Origin of the sequence: Xanthomonas hydrangeae (genome assembly GCF_032697525.1) — a bacterium.
GTDB classification, from domain to species: domain Bacteria; phylum Pseudomonadota; class Gammaproteobacteria; order Xanthomonadales; family Xanthomonadaceae; genus Xanthomonas; species Xanthomonas hydrangeae.
In genome coordinates, this window is sequence record NZ_CP103836.1 from 4,191,549 (window position 1) to 4,206,493 (window position 14,945).

Below are 14,945 nucleotides of genomic sequence, written 5' to 3' on the forward strand. Positions count from 1 at the left end.
CTATGGCTTTCCGGGAGGCTTCAAGCCCCATGACCCCCCTGATTTTTGTTACAGGCGGCGTAGTGTCCTCGTTGGGTAAGGGCATTGCGGCCGCTTCGCTTGCGTCCATTCTTGAAGCGCGTGGCCTGAAGGTCACGATGATGAAGCTGGACCCGTACATCAATGTGGACCCGGGCACGATGAGCCCGTTCCAGCACGGCGAGGTCTACGTCACCGACGACGGTGCCGAGACCGATCTGGATCTGGGCCACTACGAGCGTTATGTGCGCACGCGTCTTTCGCGCAAGAATTCCGTCACCACCGGTCGGATCTACGAGAACGTGATCCGCAAGGAGCGTCGCGGCGATTATCTGGGCGCCACCGTGCAGGTGATTCCGCATATCACCGACGAGATCCGTCGTTGCATCGACGAGGCCACCGCAGGTTTCGATGTCGCATTGATCGAGATCGGCGGCACCGTGGGCGACATCGAATCGCTGCCGTTCCTGGAAGCGATTCGCCAGGTGCGCACCGAGCGCGGCGCCGAAAAGGCCATGTTCATGCACCTTACCCTGGTGCCGTACATCGCTGCTGCCGGTGAGTTGAAGACCAAGCCGACCCAGCATTCGGTCAAGGAACTGCGCTCGATCGGCATCCAGCCGGACGTGCTGCTGTGCCGCTCCGAGCAGGCGGTGCCGGATTCGGAACGTCGCAAGATCGCGTTGTTCACCAACGTCTCCGAGCGTGCAGTGATCAGCTGCCCGGATATCGACGTGCTGTACGGCATGCCGCTGGAACTGCGCCGCCAGGGCCTGGACGAGTTGGTGATCGATCAGTTCAAGCTGCGCGACAAGGTCGCCGCGGCCGATCTGTCCGAATGGGCTGCGGTGGTGGATGCGGTCAAGCATCCGCTGGACGAAGTCACCATTGCGGTGGTCGGCAAGTACGTCGATCACCAGGACGCCTACAAGTCGGTGGCCGAAGCATTGCGGCACGGTGGCCTGCGCCAGCGCACCAAGGTCAACCTGAAGTGGCTGGAAGCGCAGGATCTGGAAGGCAGCGACATGGCCGCGTTGCAGGACATCGACGGCATTCTGGTGCCGGGCGGTTTTGGCGATCGCGGCTTCGAAGGCAAGGTGCAGACCTCCAAGTACGCGCGTGAGCACAAGGTGCCGTACTTCGGTATCTGCTACGGCATGCAGGCGGCGGTGGTGGACTATGCGCGCCATGTCGCCAATCTGGATGCGGCCAACAGTACCGAGAACGATCGCCAGTCGCCGCACCCGGTGATCGGCCTGATCACCGAATGGCGCACCGCCACCGGCGAAGTCGAAAAGCGCGACGAGAAGTCCGATCTGGGCGGCACCATGCGGCTGGGTCTGCAGGAGCAGCGCCTGAAGCCGGGCACGCTGGCGCGCGAGGTGTACGGCAAGGACGTGGTGGCAGAGCGGCATCGTCATCGCTACGAGTTCAACAACCGCTACCGCACCCAGCTGGAAGATGCCGGCCTGGTGATTTCCGGCAAGTCGATGGACGACACGCTGGTGGAAATGGTGGAGCTGCCGCGCGAGACGCACCCGTGGTTCCTGGCTTGCCAGGCGCACCCGGAATTCCTGTCCACACCACGCGACGGGCACCCGCTGTTCATCGGCTTCGTGCGCGCGGCGCGCGAGAAGAAGGCGGGCGGCAAGTTGCTGAAGGAAGCGCGTGCGTGAACCGTTCCTTCTCCCGTCGGGAGAAGGTGGCGCGAAGCGCCGGATGAGGGTACGGGCGAAGCCTCATGCACCCAATTCTTCAACTACATACGCGCCAACCGTACCCTCACCCCAACCCCTCTCCCGGTGGGAGAGGGGCTTCAATCAACAAGGTGACTTGATGAAACTGTGTGACTTCGACGTTGGTCTGGATCAGCCGTTGTTCCTGATCGCCGGCCCCTGCGTGATCGAGTCGATGCAACTGCAGCTCGACGTGGCCGGCAAGCTCAAGGAGATCACCGGCAAGCTGGGGATCAACTTCATCTTCAAGTCGAGCTTCGACAAGGCCAACCGCACCTCCGGCACCAGCTTCCGCGGCCCTGGCCTGGAAGAGGGCCTGAAGGTGCTGGCCGCGGTGAAGCAGCAGATCGGCGTGCCGGTGCTGACCGACGTGCACGAATACACCCCGATGAACGAGGTCGCCGCCGTCGTCGACGTGCTGCAGACCCCGGCGTTCCTGGTACGCCAGACCGACTTCATCAAGAACGTCTGCGCGGCCGGCAAGCCGGTCAACATCAAGAAGGGCCAGTTCCTGGCGCCGTGGGACATGAAGCCGGTGGTCGACAAGGCCAAGTCGACCGGCAACGAGCAGATCATGGTCTGCGAGCGGGGCGCGTCGTTCGGCTACAACAATCTGGTCAGCGACATGCGCTCGCTGAGCGTCATGCGCGACACCGGTTGCCCGGTCGTCTTCGATGCCACCCATTCGGTGCAGCTGCCGGGCGGGCAGGGCAGCAGCTCCGGCGGTCAGCGTGAATTCGTGCCGGTGCTGGCGCGCGCTGCGGTGGCGGTGGGTATCTCCGGGTTGTTCGCCGAAACCCATCCGGACCCGTCCAAGGCCTTGTCGGATGGTCCCAACGCCTGGCCGCTGGACCGCATGGAAGAGCTGCTCGAGACCCTGATGGAACTGGATGCAGTGACCAAGAAGCACGGGTTCGCGCGCTTCGCATGAGTTCCGATCCCTGGGCGCAGGCGGCGTCGCGCCGCCAGCGTCGGCAGTGGCGCCACTGGCCTTGGGGCTGGATCGCGCTGGTCGCATCGATCACCGCGTGGGCGTGCATGGCCGCGATGACGGTGCTGGTCGCTGCCAGCATGGGCATGCCGGGCGACGGCGACCATGCCATGCGGGCCACGCGGGTGCCAATGCTGGTCACGCTGCTGCTGGCCGTGGTAGCGATCACAAGTTGCCTGATCGCCGGCCCGCTGGCGTTGCGGCTGGCTCGCCAATCCGGCGCAGCGATCCTTGCGCTGGTGTTGCTGTCGGTCTTGCTGCTGCTGTCTGGTTTACCGCTGCTGGGCTTGATGGCCTAGCGGCATGTTCGCCGGCCTGTCGCGTGCGGCGGCTGAATGCGATTTGGCAATGGGCCGGTGTGCGGCGATAATCCCGCAGCTTGTTTCCGGTGTACTTCCCCCCTTACTGGTAACCGAACGTTCCTATGACCACTATCGCCAAGATCCTCGCCCGCGAAATCCTCGACTCCCGCGGCAATCCCACGCTGGAGGCCGAAGTCACGCTGGACGACGGCTCGTTCGGCCGCGCCGCCGTGCCCTCGGGCGCCTCGACCGGCACCAAGGAAGCGGTGGAACTGCGCGATGGCGACAAGACCCGCTACCTGGGCAAGGGCGTGCTGCACGCGGTGCAGAACGTCAACGGCACCATCGCCGAGACGCTGAAGGGCTTCGATGCGGCCGACCAGCAGGGCTTGGACCGTCGCCTGATCGATCTGGACGGCACCGAGAACAAGGGCCGCCTGGGCGCCAACGCGCTGTTGGGCGTTTCGCTGGCCGCCGCGCATGCCGTGGCCGCCTCGCGCAAGCAGCCGCTGTGGCAGTACCTGTCCACCATTACCGAATCCGATGTGGCGCTGCCGGTGCCGATGATGAACATCATCAACGGCGGCGCACACGCCGACAACAACGTCGACTTCCAGGAGTTCATGGTGCTGCCGGTCGGCTGCAGCTCGTTCTCCGAAGCGCTGCGTGCCGGCACCGAAATCTTCCACGCGCTCAAGTCGGTGCTCAAGGGCCACGGCCTGAGCACGGCAGTGGGCGACGAAGGCGGCTTTGCGCCGGACTTCCGCAGCAATGTCGAAGCGCTGGACACCATTCTCGAAGCGATCGGCAAGGCCGGCTACACCGCTGGCGAAGACGTATTGCTTGGCCTGGACGTGGCCTCCAGCGAGTTCTACGACAACGGCAAGTACAACCTTGTCGGCGAGAACAAGCGCCTGACCAGCGAGCAGTTCGTCGACTTCCTGGCCGACTGGGTTGCGCAGTACCCGATCATCAGCATCGAAGACGGCCTGGCCGAGGACGACTGGGCCGGCTGGAAGCTGCTCACCGAGCGTGTCGGCAAGAAGGTGCAGCTGGTCGGCGACGACCTGTTCGTCACCAACCCGAAGATCTTCAAGCAGGGCATCGACTCGGGCACCGCCAATGCGATCCTGATCAAGGTCAACCAGATCGGCACGCTGACCGAGACGCTGGAAGCCATCGCGATGGCGCATGCGGCCAACTACGCCTCGATCGTCTCGCACCGTTCGGGCGAAACCGAAGACACCACCATCGCCGACATCGCCGTGGCCACCACCGCCACGCAGATCAAGACCGGCTCGCTGTGCCGCAGCGATCGCGTCGCCAAGTACAACCAGTTGCTGCGCATCGAGCAGGCGCTGGGCTCCGGCGCGCGTTACGCCGGCCGCGACGCGTTCGTTTCGCTCAAGCGCTAAGCCGTGCGCAACTGGCGCTGGCTACTGCTGGTGCTGGCGGTGCTGCTGGCTTGGCTGCAGTACCGCTTCTGGTTCGGGCCTGGGAATTCCGGCGAAGTCATGATGCTGGAAGCCCAGGTCGCGCATCAGACACAGGACAACGAAGGTCTGCGCCAACGCAACCAGGCGTTGGCAGCAGAGGTGAAGGATTTGAAGGACGGCGAAGCGGCAATCGAGGAGCGCGCGCGCAGCGAGCTGGGCATGATCAAACCGGGCGAGACGTTCTATCGCGTGGTCGAGGATGCACCGCCGCTGCCGCCTGCAGTGGCCGCGCCGTCGGCCGAACCCGAGGCGCCCGCCGCAACCGCTCCGGCGGAACAGCCATGACCGGTGCGATCTGGGCTGGCTCCATTTGGGCGATCGTGCCGGCCGCCGGGCGCGGCACGCGCTTTGGCGGGCAGGTCCCCAAACAATATCTGCACGCTGCTGGTCAGCCCTTGATGGCTTATACGCTGGCGGCATTGGCAGCGCATCCGGTGGTGGCCGGAATTGTCGTGGCGATCGCGCCCGACGATGCCGACTGGCCGGGTTGGACGGCGGTGCAGTCCAAACCGGTGTTGACCTGCGTGGGCGGTGTGACCCGCGCCGCATCGGTGCTTGCCGGTTTGCTGGCCTTGCCCGAGAGCGTGCGCGCCGACGACTTTGTGCTGGTGCACGATGCCGCACGTCCCAATCTGGCACTGGCCGATCTGGAGCGCCTGCTGGAAATCGGCCGCGGCGACCCGGTCGGCGCGATCCTGGCCGCGCCGGTACGCGACACGCTCAAGCGTGCCGGCGACGATGGCGGCATCGATGCCACCGAACCGCGCGAGCGGCTGTGGCGCGCGCTGACCCCGCAGCTGTTCCGTCGCCATCAACTGATCCGTGGCCTGACCGAAGCGTCTGCCGCCGGTGTGGACGTGACCGACGAAGCGATGGCGATGGAGCGGCTGGGACTGCGCCCGTTGCTGGTGGAAGGCGCCGAGGACAACTTCAAGGTGACCACGCCGGTGGATCTGGCGCGCTTCGAGTTCGAACTCGCACGCCGCGGCGTGGCGGTGGATGCCGAATTGGTGGCCACGCGCAACGATGCGGTGTTGGCCGGTGACAATCACGACGTCAACACGCGTTAGAGCGGCTGTCGAACGATTGCGAGGCCGGTTTGCGGAACCGGCCGTGGAGGCCACTCTTCCACAACGTCCATGCCGACCTAAACGACAGCTTGCTCCCTGTTGTTGGGCACTCTCACTCACCACGGATTTTCCATGTCTTTCAATTTTCGAATCGGTCAGGGCTACGACGTGCATGCGTTCGGTGCGGGCGACCACGTGATGCTGGGCGGGGTGCGCGTGGCGCACAGCCATGGCGTGCTCGCGCACAGCGACGGCGACGTGGTATTGCATGCGCTGTGCGATGCGATGCTGGGTGCGTTGGCGCTGGGCGATATCGGCCAGCATTTCCCGCCGTCCGACGCGCGCTGGAAGGACGCCGACAGCGCGCAGTTCCTGCAGCACTGCGATCACTTGCTGCGCGAGCGTGGCTGGCGCGTGGGCAATGCCGACATCACCGTGATCTGCGAGCGCCCCAAGATCGGCCCGCATGCGCTGGCAATGCGCGAACGCATTGCCGGGCTGCTGGCGATCGAGCTCGATGCGGTCAGTGTCAAGGCCACCACCAGCGAACAACTCGGCTTTACCGGCCGCAGCGAAGGCATCGCTGCACAGGCGGCGGTGTTGCTCGGCAGGATCGCAGCCTGACGGCGAGCAACAAAGCCAATGTGCTCATCGTCATGCAGGCGGCCGGTGCTTTATACAGCATGTAGCACGCGTACCCTGCGGCTCCGAGCGTGCCGTCCACACGCACCTGACGCCTGCCGGCCAGGTTTTTAGCCGCTCTAACTCGCAGTCACGCACGCCGGGCTCGCCTCGGCGTTGCAATGCGACACCACCGCGCCGAGGCATTCGGCACACAGCGCACGACACGTCGGCGCGAAGGTAACCACAGCATGAGCGACACCTCTCTCCTGCCGCGCGCGCATCGCCCTGCGGTCCTTGCCGCAGCAATGCGCAGCACACCCGAAGATTTTCAGGTCGATGAGCTGCCGGCCTTCGAAGCTTCCGGCGAAGGCGAGCACCTGTTGCTCAGCGTGCGCAAACGTGGCCAGAACACGGCATATATCGCCAAGAAACTTGCATCGTGGGCGGGCATTGCGGAAATGGGCGTCAGCTACGCCGGCTTGAAGGATCGCCATGCGGTGACCACGCAGCGTTTCAGCGTGCATCTGCCCAAACGCATCGCACCGGACATCGCCACGCTCGACGACGACGAAATGCAGGTGGTCGACAGCACCTGGCACAACCGCAAGCTGCAACGCGGCGCGCTGCACGGCAATCGCTTCGTGTTGACGCTGCGCCAGGTACAGGGCGAACGCGCCGCGATCGAGCAACGCTTGCAGGCGATCGCCGCACGCGGCATTCCCAACTGGTTCGGCGAACAACGCTTTGGTCGCGATGGCGGCAACGTGGCATCGGCGTTGGCGATGTTCGGCTACATGCAGGATGCCGAGGGGGCTTTGGTGCCGGCACCGAAGCGGCGTCTGCGCAACGATCAACGTTCGATCCTGTTGTCGGCGGCGCGCTCGGCACTGTTCAATCGCGTGCTCACTGCACGCGTGGAGCAGGGCAGTTGGGACGCCGCGCTGGAGGGCGAGGCCTGGATGCTGGATGGCTCACGCAGCGTGTTCGGCCCCGAGCCGTGGAGCGATGTGCTGGCCGAGCGTCTGGCGCGTTTCGATATCCATCCCAGTGGCCCGTTGTGGGGCGTGGGCGAACTGCGTTCGACCGATCAGGCTGCCGCAGTGGAGCGGGGCGCGTTGTCCGATCCGCAATCCGAGGCGCTGCGGATCGGTCTGGAAGCCGCTGGTCTGAAGCAGGAGCGCCGCGCCTTGCGCCTGCGCCCGCAAGGCTTGGACTACCGCTGGCTGGATGCGGAAATCTTGCAGGTCGAGTTCGCATTGCCACCAGGCTGTTACGCCACAGCGGTGCTATGGGAGCTGGGCGAGGTGATCGATGCCGGTCGCTTCAACGCCAGCGTGCGTTCTGCCGACGAGCGTGCTGCTGGCGAGTGAGTTGGTTTGATTGATTGATCTTCAGTCTGCACACCGTGGCGCCGATGACGATCCGCAGGCGCTCATGCAAGCGTAGCAGCGGCCTTGGCCGCGAGGGGTTTTATCGATAAAGCCTAGCCTCGCGTAGGAACGGCCTTGGCCGCGACAGGCATCACCGATAACGCCTCGCCTCACACATCGCATCCCAGCGCTGCGCGGCAAGGCGGTCGTCGCGCCATCATCCTAGCGCCGCGCCAACAACACCAACAACGCCCCCGTCCCACCTTGCGTGGCCGGCGCCGAATGAAACGCCAGTACATCATTGCGCTGGCGCAACAGACGGTCCATCAGGTTCTTCAACACCGGCGCGCCGTTATCGGACTGCAGACCCTTGCCGTGAATGATGCGCACGCAGCCGTGTTCGTGCGCATGCGCCTCCAGCAGGAACTGCCGCAACAACGATTCGGCTTGCGCTGCGGTGGCGCCATGCAGATCCAGTTCGTCCTGGATCGAGAACTGGCCGCGCTTGAGCCGCTGAAACAATCGGGTGGGAAGATTCTCGCGCCGATAACTGGCGGTGTCGCCCGCCTCCAACGGCGCGCTGTCGCGCAGCAGACGTGCGAATTCGGTATGCGCTTCGGCATCGTCGCGCTCGGCCATGCGCGCGCGCGGCTTCGGGCGCGGTTTGGCGTTGGCCGGGGGGGCGACTTCACGAATCGGCTTGACCGCGCCAATCGCTGCGCGGAACAGCGCGCCGTCGTCTTCGTCTTCAGGATGCGACATGCTCACAGCGTAACGTGCCCAACCTCAGGTGCAAGCGAAGATCAAGCGCGAAGGCGAGGGACGCATCCGGTATCATGGCCCGGTTTTCCGAGGAGTCCCATGCGCGTACTGGTTAGCAACGACGACGGTGTCGACGCCCCCGGCATCCAGATTCTGGCCGAGGCGCTGCGGCGTGCCGGTCATGAAGTGATGGTGGTCGCCCCCGACCGCGACCGCTCCGGCGCCAGCAATTCGCTGACGCTGGATGTGCCGATCCGCACCCGCCGCATCGACGCGCAGACCTGCGCGGTGGCCGGCACGCCGACCGACTGCGTGCATCTGGCGCTGACCGGCATGCTCGATTACGACCCGGACATCGTGGTCTCCGGCATCAACAACTCGGCCAATCTCGGCGACGACGTGATCTATTCGGGCACCGTGTCTGCCGCGATGGAAGGCCGCTTTCTCGGCCTGCCCGCAGTGGCGGTCTCGCTGGTGACGCACAACCATGAAGCGCATCACTACGAAACCGCCGCGCGCGCAGCGGTGGAGATCGTGGCGCGGCTCAAATCCGATCCCTTGCCCGCCGACACCATTCTTAACGTCAACGTGCCGGATCTGGCCTGGTCGGATGTGCTCGGTTTCGAAGTCACCCGGCTCGGCAACCGCCATCGTTCCGAGCCCTGCGTGCCGCAACGCGATCCGCGTGGCCGCACCGTCTATTGGATCGGCCCGGCCGGACCGGAGCAGGACGCCGGTGCCGGCACCGATTTCCACGCCGTGCGCACCGGGCATATCTCGATCACCCCGATCCATGTCGACCTCACCCGCTATCAGGCGCTGGAAACCGTGGCCGGCTGGGTCGGTGGCCTGACTGCCGCACTGGACGCACCGGCATGACGCCGAGGCTGCGTCTGCTGCAACCGGAGTCGGTGGGGATCGGCATGACCTCGCAACGCGTGCGCGACCGGCTGGTCGAGCGCCTGCGCGAGGCCGGCATCCAGGACGAGGCCACGCTCAACGCGGTGCGTACCGTGCCGCGCCATCTGTTCATCGATGAAGCGCTGGCCTCGCGCGCCTACGAAGACACCGCCTTGCCGATCGGCCACGGCCAGACCATCTCGCAGCCCTGGGTGGTCGCGCGCATGACCGAGGCGGTGCTGCAGGTCGGCCCGACCAGGGTGCTGGAAGTGGGCACCGGCTCCGGCTATCAGGGCGCGATCCTGGCCGCGCTGGGCCTGGAGGTCTACACCGTCGAGCGCATCGGCGACCTGCTGCGGCAGGCGCGCAAGCGCTTCCGGCATCTGGGCATGAACGTGCGCAGCAAGCACGACGACGGCCGCATCGGTTGGCCCGAGCATGGCCCGTACGACGCCATCGTGGTGACGGCCGCCGCTCCGGCGCTGGTGGATGCGCTGGTCGATCAACTGGCGGTCGGCGGACGTCTGGTCGCCCCGGTCGGTGGCGCGTCTTCGCAATCCCTGATGCAACTCACACGTGGTGCCGACGGCGCGATCGAACAGCAGGTTCTGGCGCCGGTCACGTTCGTCCCGCTGTTGTCGGGCATGCTGGATTGAATCCATGAGAGTTTCTCGATGAAGATCTTCGGGCCGTTGTACGACGTGGCCATTCGTTGGTCGCGCAACCGGCGCGCACCTGCGTTGCTGACCGGTCTCAGTTTCGTGGAGGGCTTCATCTTCCCGGTGCCGCCGGAAGTGATGCTGGCGCCGATGTCGCTGGCCGAGCCCAAACGTGCGTTGTGGTTCGCCACCTTGAGCCTGATCGGCTCGGTGTGCGGCGCGTTGGTCGGCTATCTGCTCGGCCATTTCGCCTTTGCCGCGTTGCAGCCGGTGATCGAATGGCTGGGCTGGAGCGTGAAGATCCAGGCGCAGATCGAGATGCTGCGCGCACTGGTGGCCGAGTCGCCGTGGAAGGCCTTCTGGGCACTGGTGCTGGTGGGCTTCACCCCGATCCCGCTGAAGATCTTTACCTGGGCCTCGGGCGTGGTCGGTGTACCGATCCTGCCCTTCATCGCCAGCATGCTGGTGGGGCGCGGCAAGCGCGTGTATCTGGTGGCCGGCGCGATCCGGTTGGGTGGCGCACGCGCCGAAGCAGCGTTGCATCGCTGGATCGAGCCGCTGGGCTGGGTGGCCATGGCCGTCCTGGCCGCGGGAGCAGGGTGGTTGGTGTGGAAGACAATGAACGGATGAGCACGTTGCAGATGAATTCGGTACGTAAGACAGCAGTCATGCTCGTGGTCGCCATCGGGCTGACCGCCTGCAGCAGCGCGACGGTAGTGCGTTCGCCCGGCGCCGGCGGTGGTTCGTCGTCATCGCGTCCGTCCGCAGCTGCGCGTCCCTCGGTGCCGCGCCCAGGTGCGACCGTCACCGTCCAGCGCGGCGACACGCTGTACGCCATTTCGCGCAGGACCAACATCACTGCGCCGGATCTGGCGGCCTGGAACGGCCTGTCTTCACCGAACACCATCTATCCCGGCCAGACGCTCAAGCTGTATCCGGGCAATGCCAGCAGGCCGGGCAGCAGCAGCTCGACGGCCGGCACGGTGGTTCCGCCGCGGCCGACTGCACCGATCGCTGCACCTGTCAGTAGTGGATTTCAATGGCGCTGGCCCGCTGACGGCGTGGTGGTCGGCACCTTCGTCGCCGGCGAGACCACCAAGCAGGGCGTGGATATCGCCGGTGCCAGCGGGCAGGCGGTACGTGCCGCTGCCGATGGCGTGGTGGTGTACTCCGGCGCCGGTCTGGTCGGCTATGGCGAGCTGATCATCATCAAACACAACGACCAGTGGCTGTCTGCCTACGGGCACAACCGCAAGCGCCTGCTCAACGAAGGCCAGAGCGTGAAGGCCGGCCAGCAGATCGCCGAGATGGGCCGCAGCGGTGCCGCCCGCGACATGCTGCACTTCGAAATTCGCTACAACGGCAAGCCGGTGGATCCGCTGTTGTATCTGCCGAAAAAGTGAATCGGGATTCGGGATTGGGGATTCGCAACGGCGATCGGCTCTGGGCTGTCAGCGCTGCTTGCAAGGCGCTGACAGCGGTCGAGAAATCGTCCGAGGCTTCGCTGCCGCTGTTGGCGTAAGCGCGAAATCTGCTCCAGCCCGCATTTACGAATCCCCAATCCCGACTCTCTAATCCCGGCCTTCCAGAATCATCGCCAGCGCCACCCGGCGGCCTTCGCTGGCCAGCACGTTGTAGGTGCGCGCCGCGGCCGCATTGGTCATCGCTTCCAGGCCGATGCCGCGGGTCAGGCATGCTGCCAGCACGTCCGTTTTCGGAAACTGCTGCCGCTCGCCGGTGCCCAGCAGGATCACCGCCGGAGCCAGTGCCAGCACCGCGTCCATATGACCCGCCTGGAGCTGTTCCAGGCTAGGCACCGGCCAGCGTTCGACAAGTTCATCGGGCATCAGGATGAAGCTCTGCTGCAAGATACGCTCGTTCACCTTGGCATGGCGGCCATCGGCCGCGCGCAGCGCATAGGTGTAGTCGGGATGTTCCTGGCTTAAAGGCATAACGAACTCGTCAGGTCAGCCGCGCGGCAACACGATCTGGCGCTTTTCCTTGCTGGGGCGGTAAAGAATGGCGACATGGCCGATCCGCTGCACCAGCGCGCTGCCGGTCTTTTGAATAATGTCGGCAATCATGGCATCGCGGGCCTCGCGATCCTCCGATGCCACCTTCACCTTGATCAGTTCGTGGCGCTCGAGCACTTCCTCGAGTTCGGCCAGAAATGCCGGCGTGACCCCTTTGCCGCCGGTTTGCAGCAGTGCCTTGAGATCGTGGGCCTGGCCGCGCAGGAAACGGTTCTGGGCGGAGGTGAGAACAATGGACATGCAGGATCAAAGGGAAGCAAAGGGTGTTCAGGGTATCATGGCGACCCGTTCGGACCCCTTTGCCAATGCCCTCCCGCAGTAAAAGCAGCCAGCGCTGGCTCAAGGAACACTTCGCCGACCCTTACGTGAAGAAGGCTCAGGCCGAAGGCATGCGCTCGCGTGCCGCCTACAAGCTGGAGGAATTGCTCCAGCGCGACCGCCTGCTCAAGCCGGACATGGTGGTGGTCGATCTGGGCGCCGCGCCCGGCGGCTGGTGCCAGCAGGTGCGCAGGTCGCTCGGCGACACCGGCCGGGTACTGGCGCTGGATATCCTGGAGATGCCCCCGCTGGCCGGGGTGGAGTTCCTTCATGGCGACTTCAGGGAACAAGCCGTCCTATCGAAATTCGAAGCGATGTTGGGCGATGTGCCGGTGGACCTTGTTCTGTCCGATATGGCCCCCAATAAGAGTGGCATGGATGCGGTCGACCAACCGAGGATGATGCACCTGGCGGAACTGGCGATGGAATTTGCCGACAACCACCTCAAGACGGGTGGGGCATTTTTGATCAAGCTGTTCCAGGGTGTTGGATCCGACGACTACATTCGCGAGCTTCGCCGCCGCTATGAGAAGGTGACGATTCGCAAACCGGCGGCCTCGCGCAAGCGCTCCCCGGAAGTTTATGCGCTCGGTCAGGGCAAGCGTGCCCAGATCAAGTAAGCTGCCAATGACCACCGTGTTTCAAGAATTTGAAGAGTAGAGGGCACCGGAGCCAATGAGGATGAACGACTTGACCAAGAATCTGCTGCTGTGGGTGGTCGTCGCGGTTGTGCTGATGGTCGTCTTCCAGAGCTTCTCGCCGCGGATGGCAGGCGGCGTCGGCCCCGACTCGATCACCTACACCCAGTTCCTGAAGGAAGTGGACTCCGGTCGCGTCAAGTCGGTGGACTACACCGATGAGACCAACCTGGCCGTCAACGCGATCCGCTTCAAGCGCACCGACGGCAGCGAAGCCACCGTCTACGGTCCGCGCGACGACAAGCTGGTCGACGTGCTGTACAGCAAGAACATCGAAATGACCCGCCAGAAGCCCTCCACCGGGCCTGGTTTCTGGTCGTTGGTGCTCAACTTCCTGCCGGTCATCCTGATCATCGGCTTCTGGCTGTTCATCATGCGCCAGATGCAAGGCGGTGGCGGCGGTGCCAAGGGTGCGATGAGCTTTGGCAAATCGCGCGCCAAGCTGCAGGGCGAGGACCAGGTCAAGATCACGTTCGCCGACGTCGCCGGTTGCGACGAGGCCAAGGAAGAAGTCAGCGAGCTGGTCGACTTCCTGCGCGACCCGACCAAGTTCACCAAGCTGGGCGGCAAGATTCCGCGCGGCGTGCTGATGGTCGGCCCGCCGGGTACCGGCAAGACGCTGCTGGCCCGCGCCATCGCCGGCGAAGCCAAGGTGCCGTTCTTCAGCATCTCCGGGTCGGATTTCGTTGAAATGTTTGTCGGCGTCGGTGCGAGCCGTGTGCGCGACATGTTCGAGCAGGCCAAGAAGCACGCGCCGTGCATCATCTTCATCGACGAAATCGATGCGGTGGGCCGTCATCGCGGTGCCGGTCTCGGCGGCGGGCACGACGAGCGCGAGCAGACCTTGAACCAGCTGCTGGTCGAAATGGACGGCTTTGAAGGCGGCGAAGGCGTGATCGTGATCGCGGCCACCAACCGTCCCGACGTGCTGGATCCGGCGCTGCTGCGTCCGGGTCGTTTCGATCGCCAGGTCGTGGTCGGGTTGCCGGACGTCAAGGGTCGCGAGCAGATCCTGCGTGTGCATATGCGCAAGCTTCCGTTGGCCGACGACGTGGTGCCGATGGTCATCGCACGCGGTACGCCGGGTTTCTCGGGTGCCGATCTGGCCAACCTGTGCAACGAGGCGGCGTTGTTTGCGGCACGCGGTAGCGAGAAGGAAGTCCGCATGGACCACTTCGACCGTGCCCGCGACAAGATCCTGATGGGCGCCGAGCGTCGCTCGATGGCCATGAGCGAGGACGAGAAGACGCTGACCGCGTACCACGAAGCCGGCCATGCCATCGTTGGCCGTCTGGTGCCGGAGCACGACCCGGTCTACAAGGTCACCATCATTCCGCGTGGTCGCGCCCTCGGCGTGACGATGTATCTGCCGGAAGGCGACCGTTATTCGATGAACCGGGTAGCGATCGAATCCCAGCTGTGCTCGCTGTATGGCGGCCGTGTTGCCGAGGAGTTGATCTTCGGTGGCGACAAGGTCACCACCGGTGCCTCCAACGACATCGAGCGTGCGACCAAGATGGCGCGCAACATGGTCACCAAGTGGGGTTTGTCCGACGAGCTCGGCCCGGTGGCCTACGGCGAGGAAGAGGACGAGGTGTTCCTGGGCCGTTCGGTAACCCAGCACAAGAACGTCTCCGACGAAACCGCGCGCATGATCGACGAAGTGGTGCGCTCGATCCTGGACAAGGCCTACAGCAAGACCAAGGCGATCCTCACCGAGAACCTGGACAAGCTGCACGCGATGTCGCAGTTGTTGCTGCAGTACGAAACCATCGACGTGCCGCAGATCGACGCCATCATGGAAGGCCGCGAGCCGCCGCCGCCGGCCGGTTGGGCCAAGTCCGACAAGGACGGTGGCAACAACAACGACAAGGGCAGCCCGCGTCCATTGCCGCCGATCGCCGGGCCAGCCGAGCAGCTGTAACGCCACGCATCGGTCAGCTGCAGCAGCATCCATCAAGGCCGGGG

At 64.9% G+C, this 14,945-nt stretch carries 17 protein-coding genes; 14 read left to right on the plus strand and 3 right to left on the minus strand.

The window, feature by feature from the left end; genetic code table 11:
* Positions 1 to 29: 29 nt before the first annotated feature.
* From pyrG to truD, 8 genes are all read left to right on the plus strand, one after another.
* Positions 30 to 1,694, plus strand: coding sequence for a CTP synthase (gene pyrG / locus NYR97_RS17915; protein WP_023903735.1), 1,665 nt, complete (start codon positions 30 to 32; stop codon positions 1,692 to 1,694).
* 160 nt (positions 1,695 to 1,854) lie between these two features.
* Positions 1,855 to 2,685, plus strand: coding sequence for a 3-deoxy-8-phosphooctulonate synthase (gene kdsA / locus NYR97_RS17920; protein WP_006453321.1), 831 nt, complete (start codon positions 1,855 to 1,857; stop codon positions 2,683 to 2,685).
* Between the two features lie 116 nt (positions 2,686 to 2,801).
* The gene (locus NYR97_RS17925; RefSeq protein ID WP_205394870.1) at positions 2,802 to 3,044 is read left to right on the plus strand and encodes a hypothetical protein; all 243 of its coding nucleotides are present in this window, start codon (positions 2,802 to 2,804) and stop codon (positions 3,042 to 3,044) included.
* A gap of 125 nt (positions 3,045 to 3,169) precedes the next feature.
* Positions 3,170 to 4,462: a phosphopyruvate hydratase gene (gene eno / locus NYR97_RS17930; protein WP_316695113.1), complete on the plus strand. Its 1,293-nt coding sequence runs from the start codon at positions 3,170 to 3,172 to the stop codon at positions 4,460 to 4,462.
* Between the two features lie 3 nt (positions 4,463 to 4,465).
* Complete coding sequence (gene ftsB, locus NYR97_RS17935; protein WP_205391715.1) at positions 4,466 to 4,828, plus strand: cell division protein FtsB; 363 nt, start codon at positions 4,466 to 4,468, stop codon at positions 4,826 to 4,828.
* Positions 4,825 to 5,613, plus strand: coding sequence for a 2-C-methyl-D-erythritol 4-phosphate cytidylyltransferase (gene ispD / locus NYR97_RS17940; protein ID WP_316695114.1), 789 nt, complete (start codon positions 4,825 to 4,827; stop codon positions 5,611 to 5,613). The genes ftsB and ispD overlap by 4 nt, the downstream gene beginning before the upstream one ends.
* Positions 5,614 to 5,745: 132 nt before the next feature.
* On the plus strand, positions 5,746 to 6,237 hold the full coding sequence (ispF, locus tag NYR97_RS17945) for a 2-C-methyl-D-erythritol 2,4-cyclodiphosphate synthase (protein WP_316695116.1): 492 nt from the start codon (positions 5,746 to 5,748) through the stop codon (positions 6,235 to 6,237).
* A gap of 248 nt (positions 6,238 to 6,485) precedes the next feature.
* Complete coding sequence (truD, locus tag NYR97_RS17950; RefSeq protein ID WP_316695118.1) at positions 6,486 to 7,607, plus strand: tRNA pseudouridine(13) synthase TruD; 1,122 nt, start codon at positions 6,486 to 6,488, stop codon at positions 7,605 to 7,607.
* Between the two features lie 222 nt (positions 7,608 to 7,829).
* Here the strand turns inward: truD and NYR97_RS17955 are convergent, their stop codons facing one another.
* Entirely contained in the window at positions 7,830 to 8,369 is a 540-nt protein-coding gene (locus tag NYR97_RS17955) for a Smr/MutS family protein (RefSeq protein WP_039520788.1), read from the minus strand.
* A gap of 99 nt (positions 8,370 to 8,468) precedes the next feature.
* Between NYR97_RS17955 and surE the strand changes: the two genes are divergently transcribed.
* Genes surE through NYR97_RS17975 form a run of 4 tightly spaced genes read left to right on the plus strand, consistent with a single transcriptional unit; the run spans position 8,469 to position 11,331 of the window.
* Positions 8,469 to 9,248 (plus strand): 5'/3'-nucleotidase SurE, encoded by a 780-nt coding sequence (gene surE, locus NYR97_RS17960; RefSeq protein WP_023903742.1) that lies wholly within the window; start codon positions 8,469 to 8,471, stop codon positions 9,246 to 9,248.
* Entirely contained in the window at positions 9,245 to 9,925 is a 681-nt protein-coding gene (locus NYR97_RS17965) for a protein-L-isoaspartate(D-aspartate) O-methyltransferase (protein WP_316695122.1), read from the plus strand. The genes surE and NYR97_RS17965 overlap by 4 nt, the downstream gene beginning before the upstream one ends.
* Positions 9,926 to 9,943: 18 nt before the next feature.
* A complete protein-coding gene (locus NYR97_RS17970) occupies positions 9,944 to 10,558 on the plus strand; it encodes a YqaA family protein (RefSeq protein WP_006453310.1) in 615 nt (204 codons plus the stop codon).
* A complete protein-coding gene (locus NYR97_RS17975) occupies positions 10,555 to 11,331 on the plus strand; it encodes a peptidoglycan DD-metalloendopeptidase family protein (protein WP_316695125.1) in 777 nt (258 codons plus the stop codon). The genes NYR97_RS17970 and NYR97_RS17975 overlap by 4 nt, the downstream gene beginning before the upstream one ends.
* A 168-nt stretch (positions 11,332 to 11,499) precedes the next feature.
* Here NYR97_RS17975 and NYR97_RS17980 read toward each other — a convergent pair whose 3' ends face one another.
* Both NYR97_RS17980 and yhbY read right to left on the minus strand, forming a co-directional pair.
* Positions 11,500 to 11,880 (minus strand): Mth938-like domain-containing protein, encoded by a 381-nt coding sequence (locus NYR97_RS17980; protein WP_316695127.1) that lies wholly within the window; start codon positions 11,878 to 11,880, stop codon positions 11,500 to 11,502.
* Positions 11,881 to 11,895: 15 nt separating this feature from the next.
* The gene (gene yhbY, locus NYR97_RS17985; RefSeq protein WP_268211772.1) at positions 11,896 to 12,201 is read right to left on the minus strand and encodes a ribosome assembly RNA-binding protein YhbY; all 306 of its coding nucleotides are present in this window, start codon (positions 12,199 to 12,201) and stop codon (positions 11,896 to 11,898) included.
* A gap of 65 nt (positions 12,202 to 12,266) precedes the next feature.
* Here yhbY and rlmE point away from each other — a divergent pair, with 65 nt between their 5' ends.
* Positions 12,267 to 12,899, plus strand: a complete 633-nt coding sequence (rlmE, locus tag NYR97_RS17990; protein ID WP_316695132.1) for a 23S rRNA (uridine(2552)-2'-O)-methyltransferase RlmE — start codon at positions 12,267 to 12,269, stop codon at positions 12,897 to 12,899.
* Positions 12,900 to 12,960: 61 nt separating this feature from the next.
* A complete protein-coding gene (gene ftsH, locus NYR97_RS17995; protein WP_006453305.1) occupies positions 12,961 to 14,901 on the plus strand; it encodes an ATP-dependent zinc metalloprotease FtsH in 1,941 nt (646 codons plus the stop codon).
* The last annotated feature ends 44 nt before the right edge of the window (positions 14,902 to 14,945 follow it).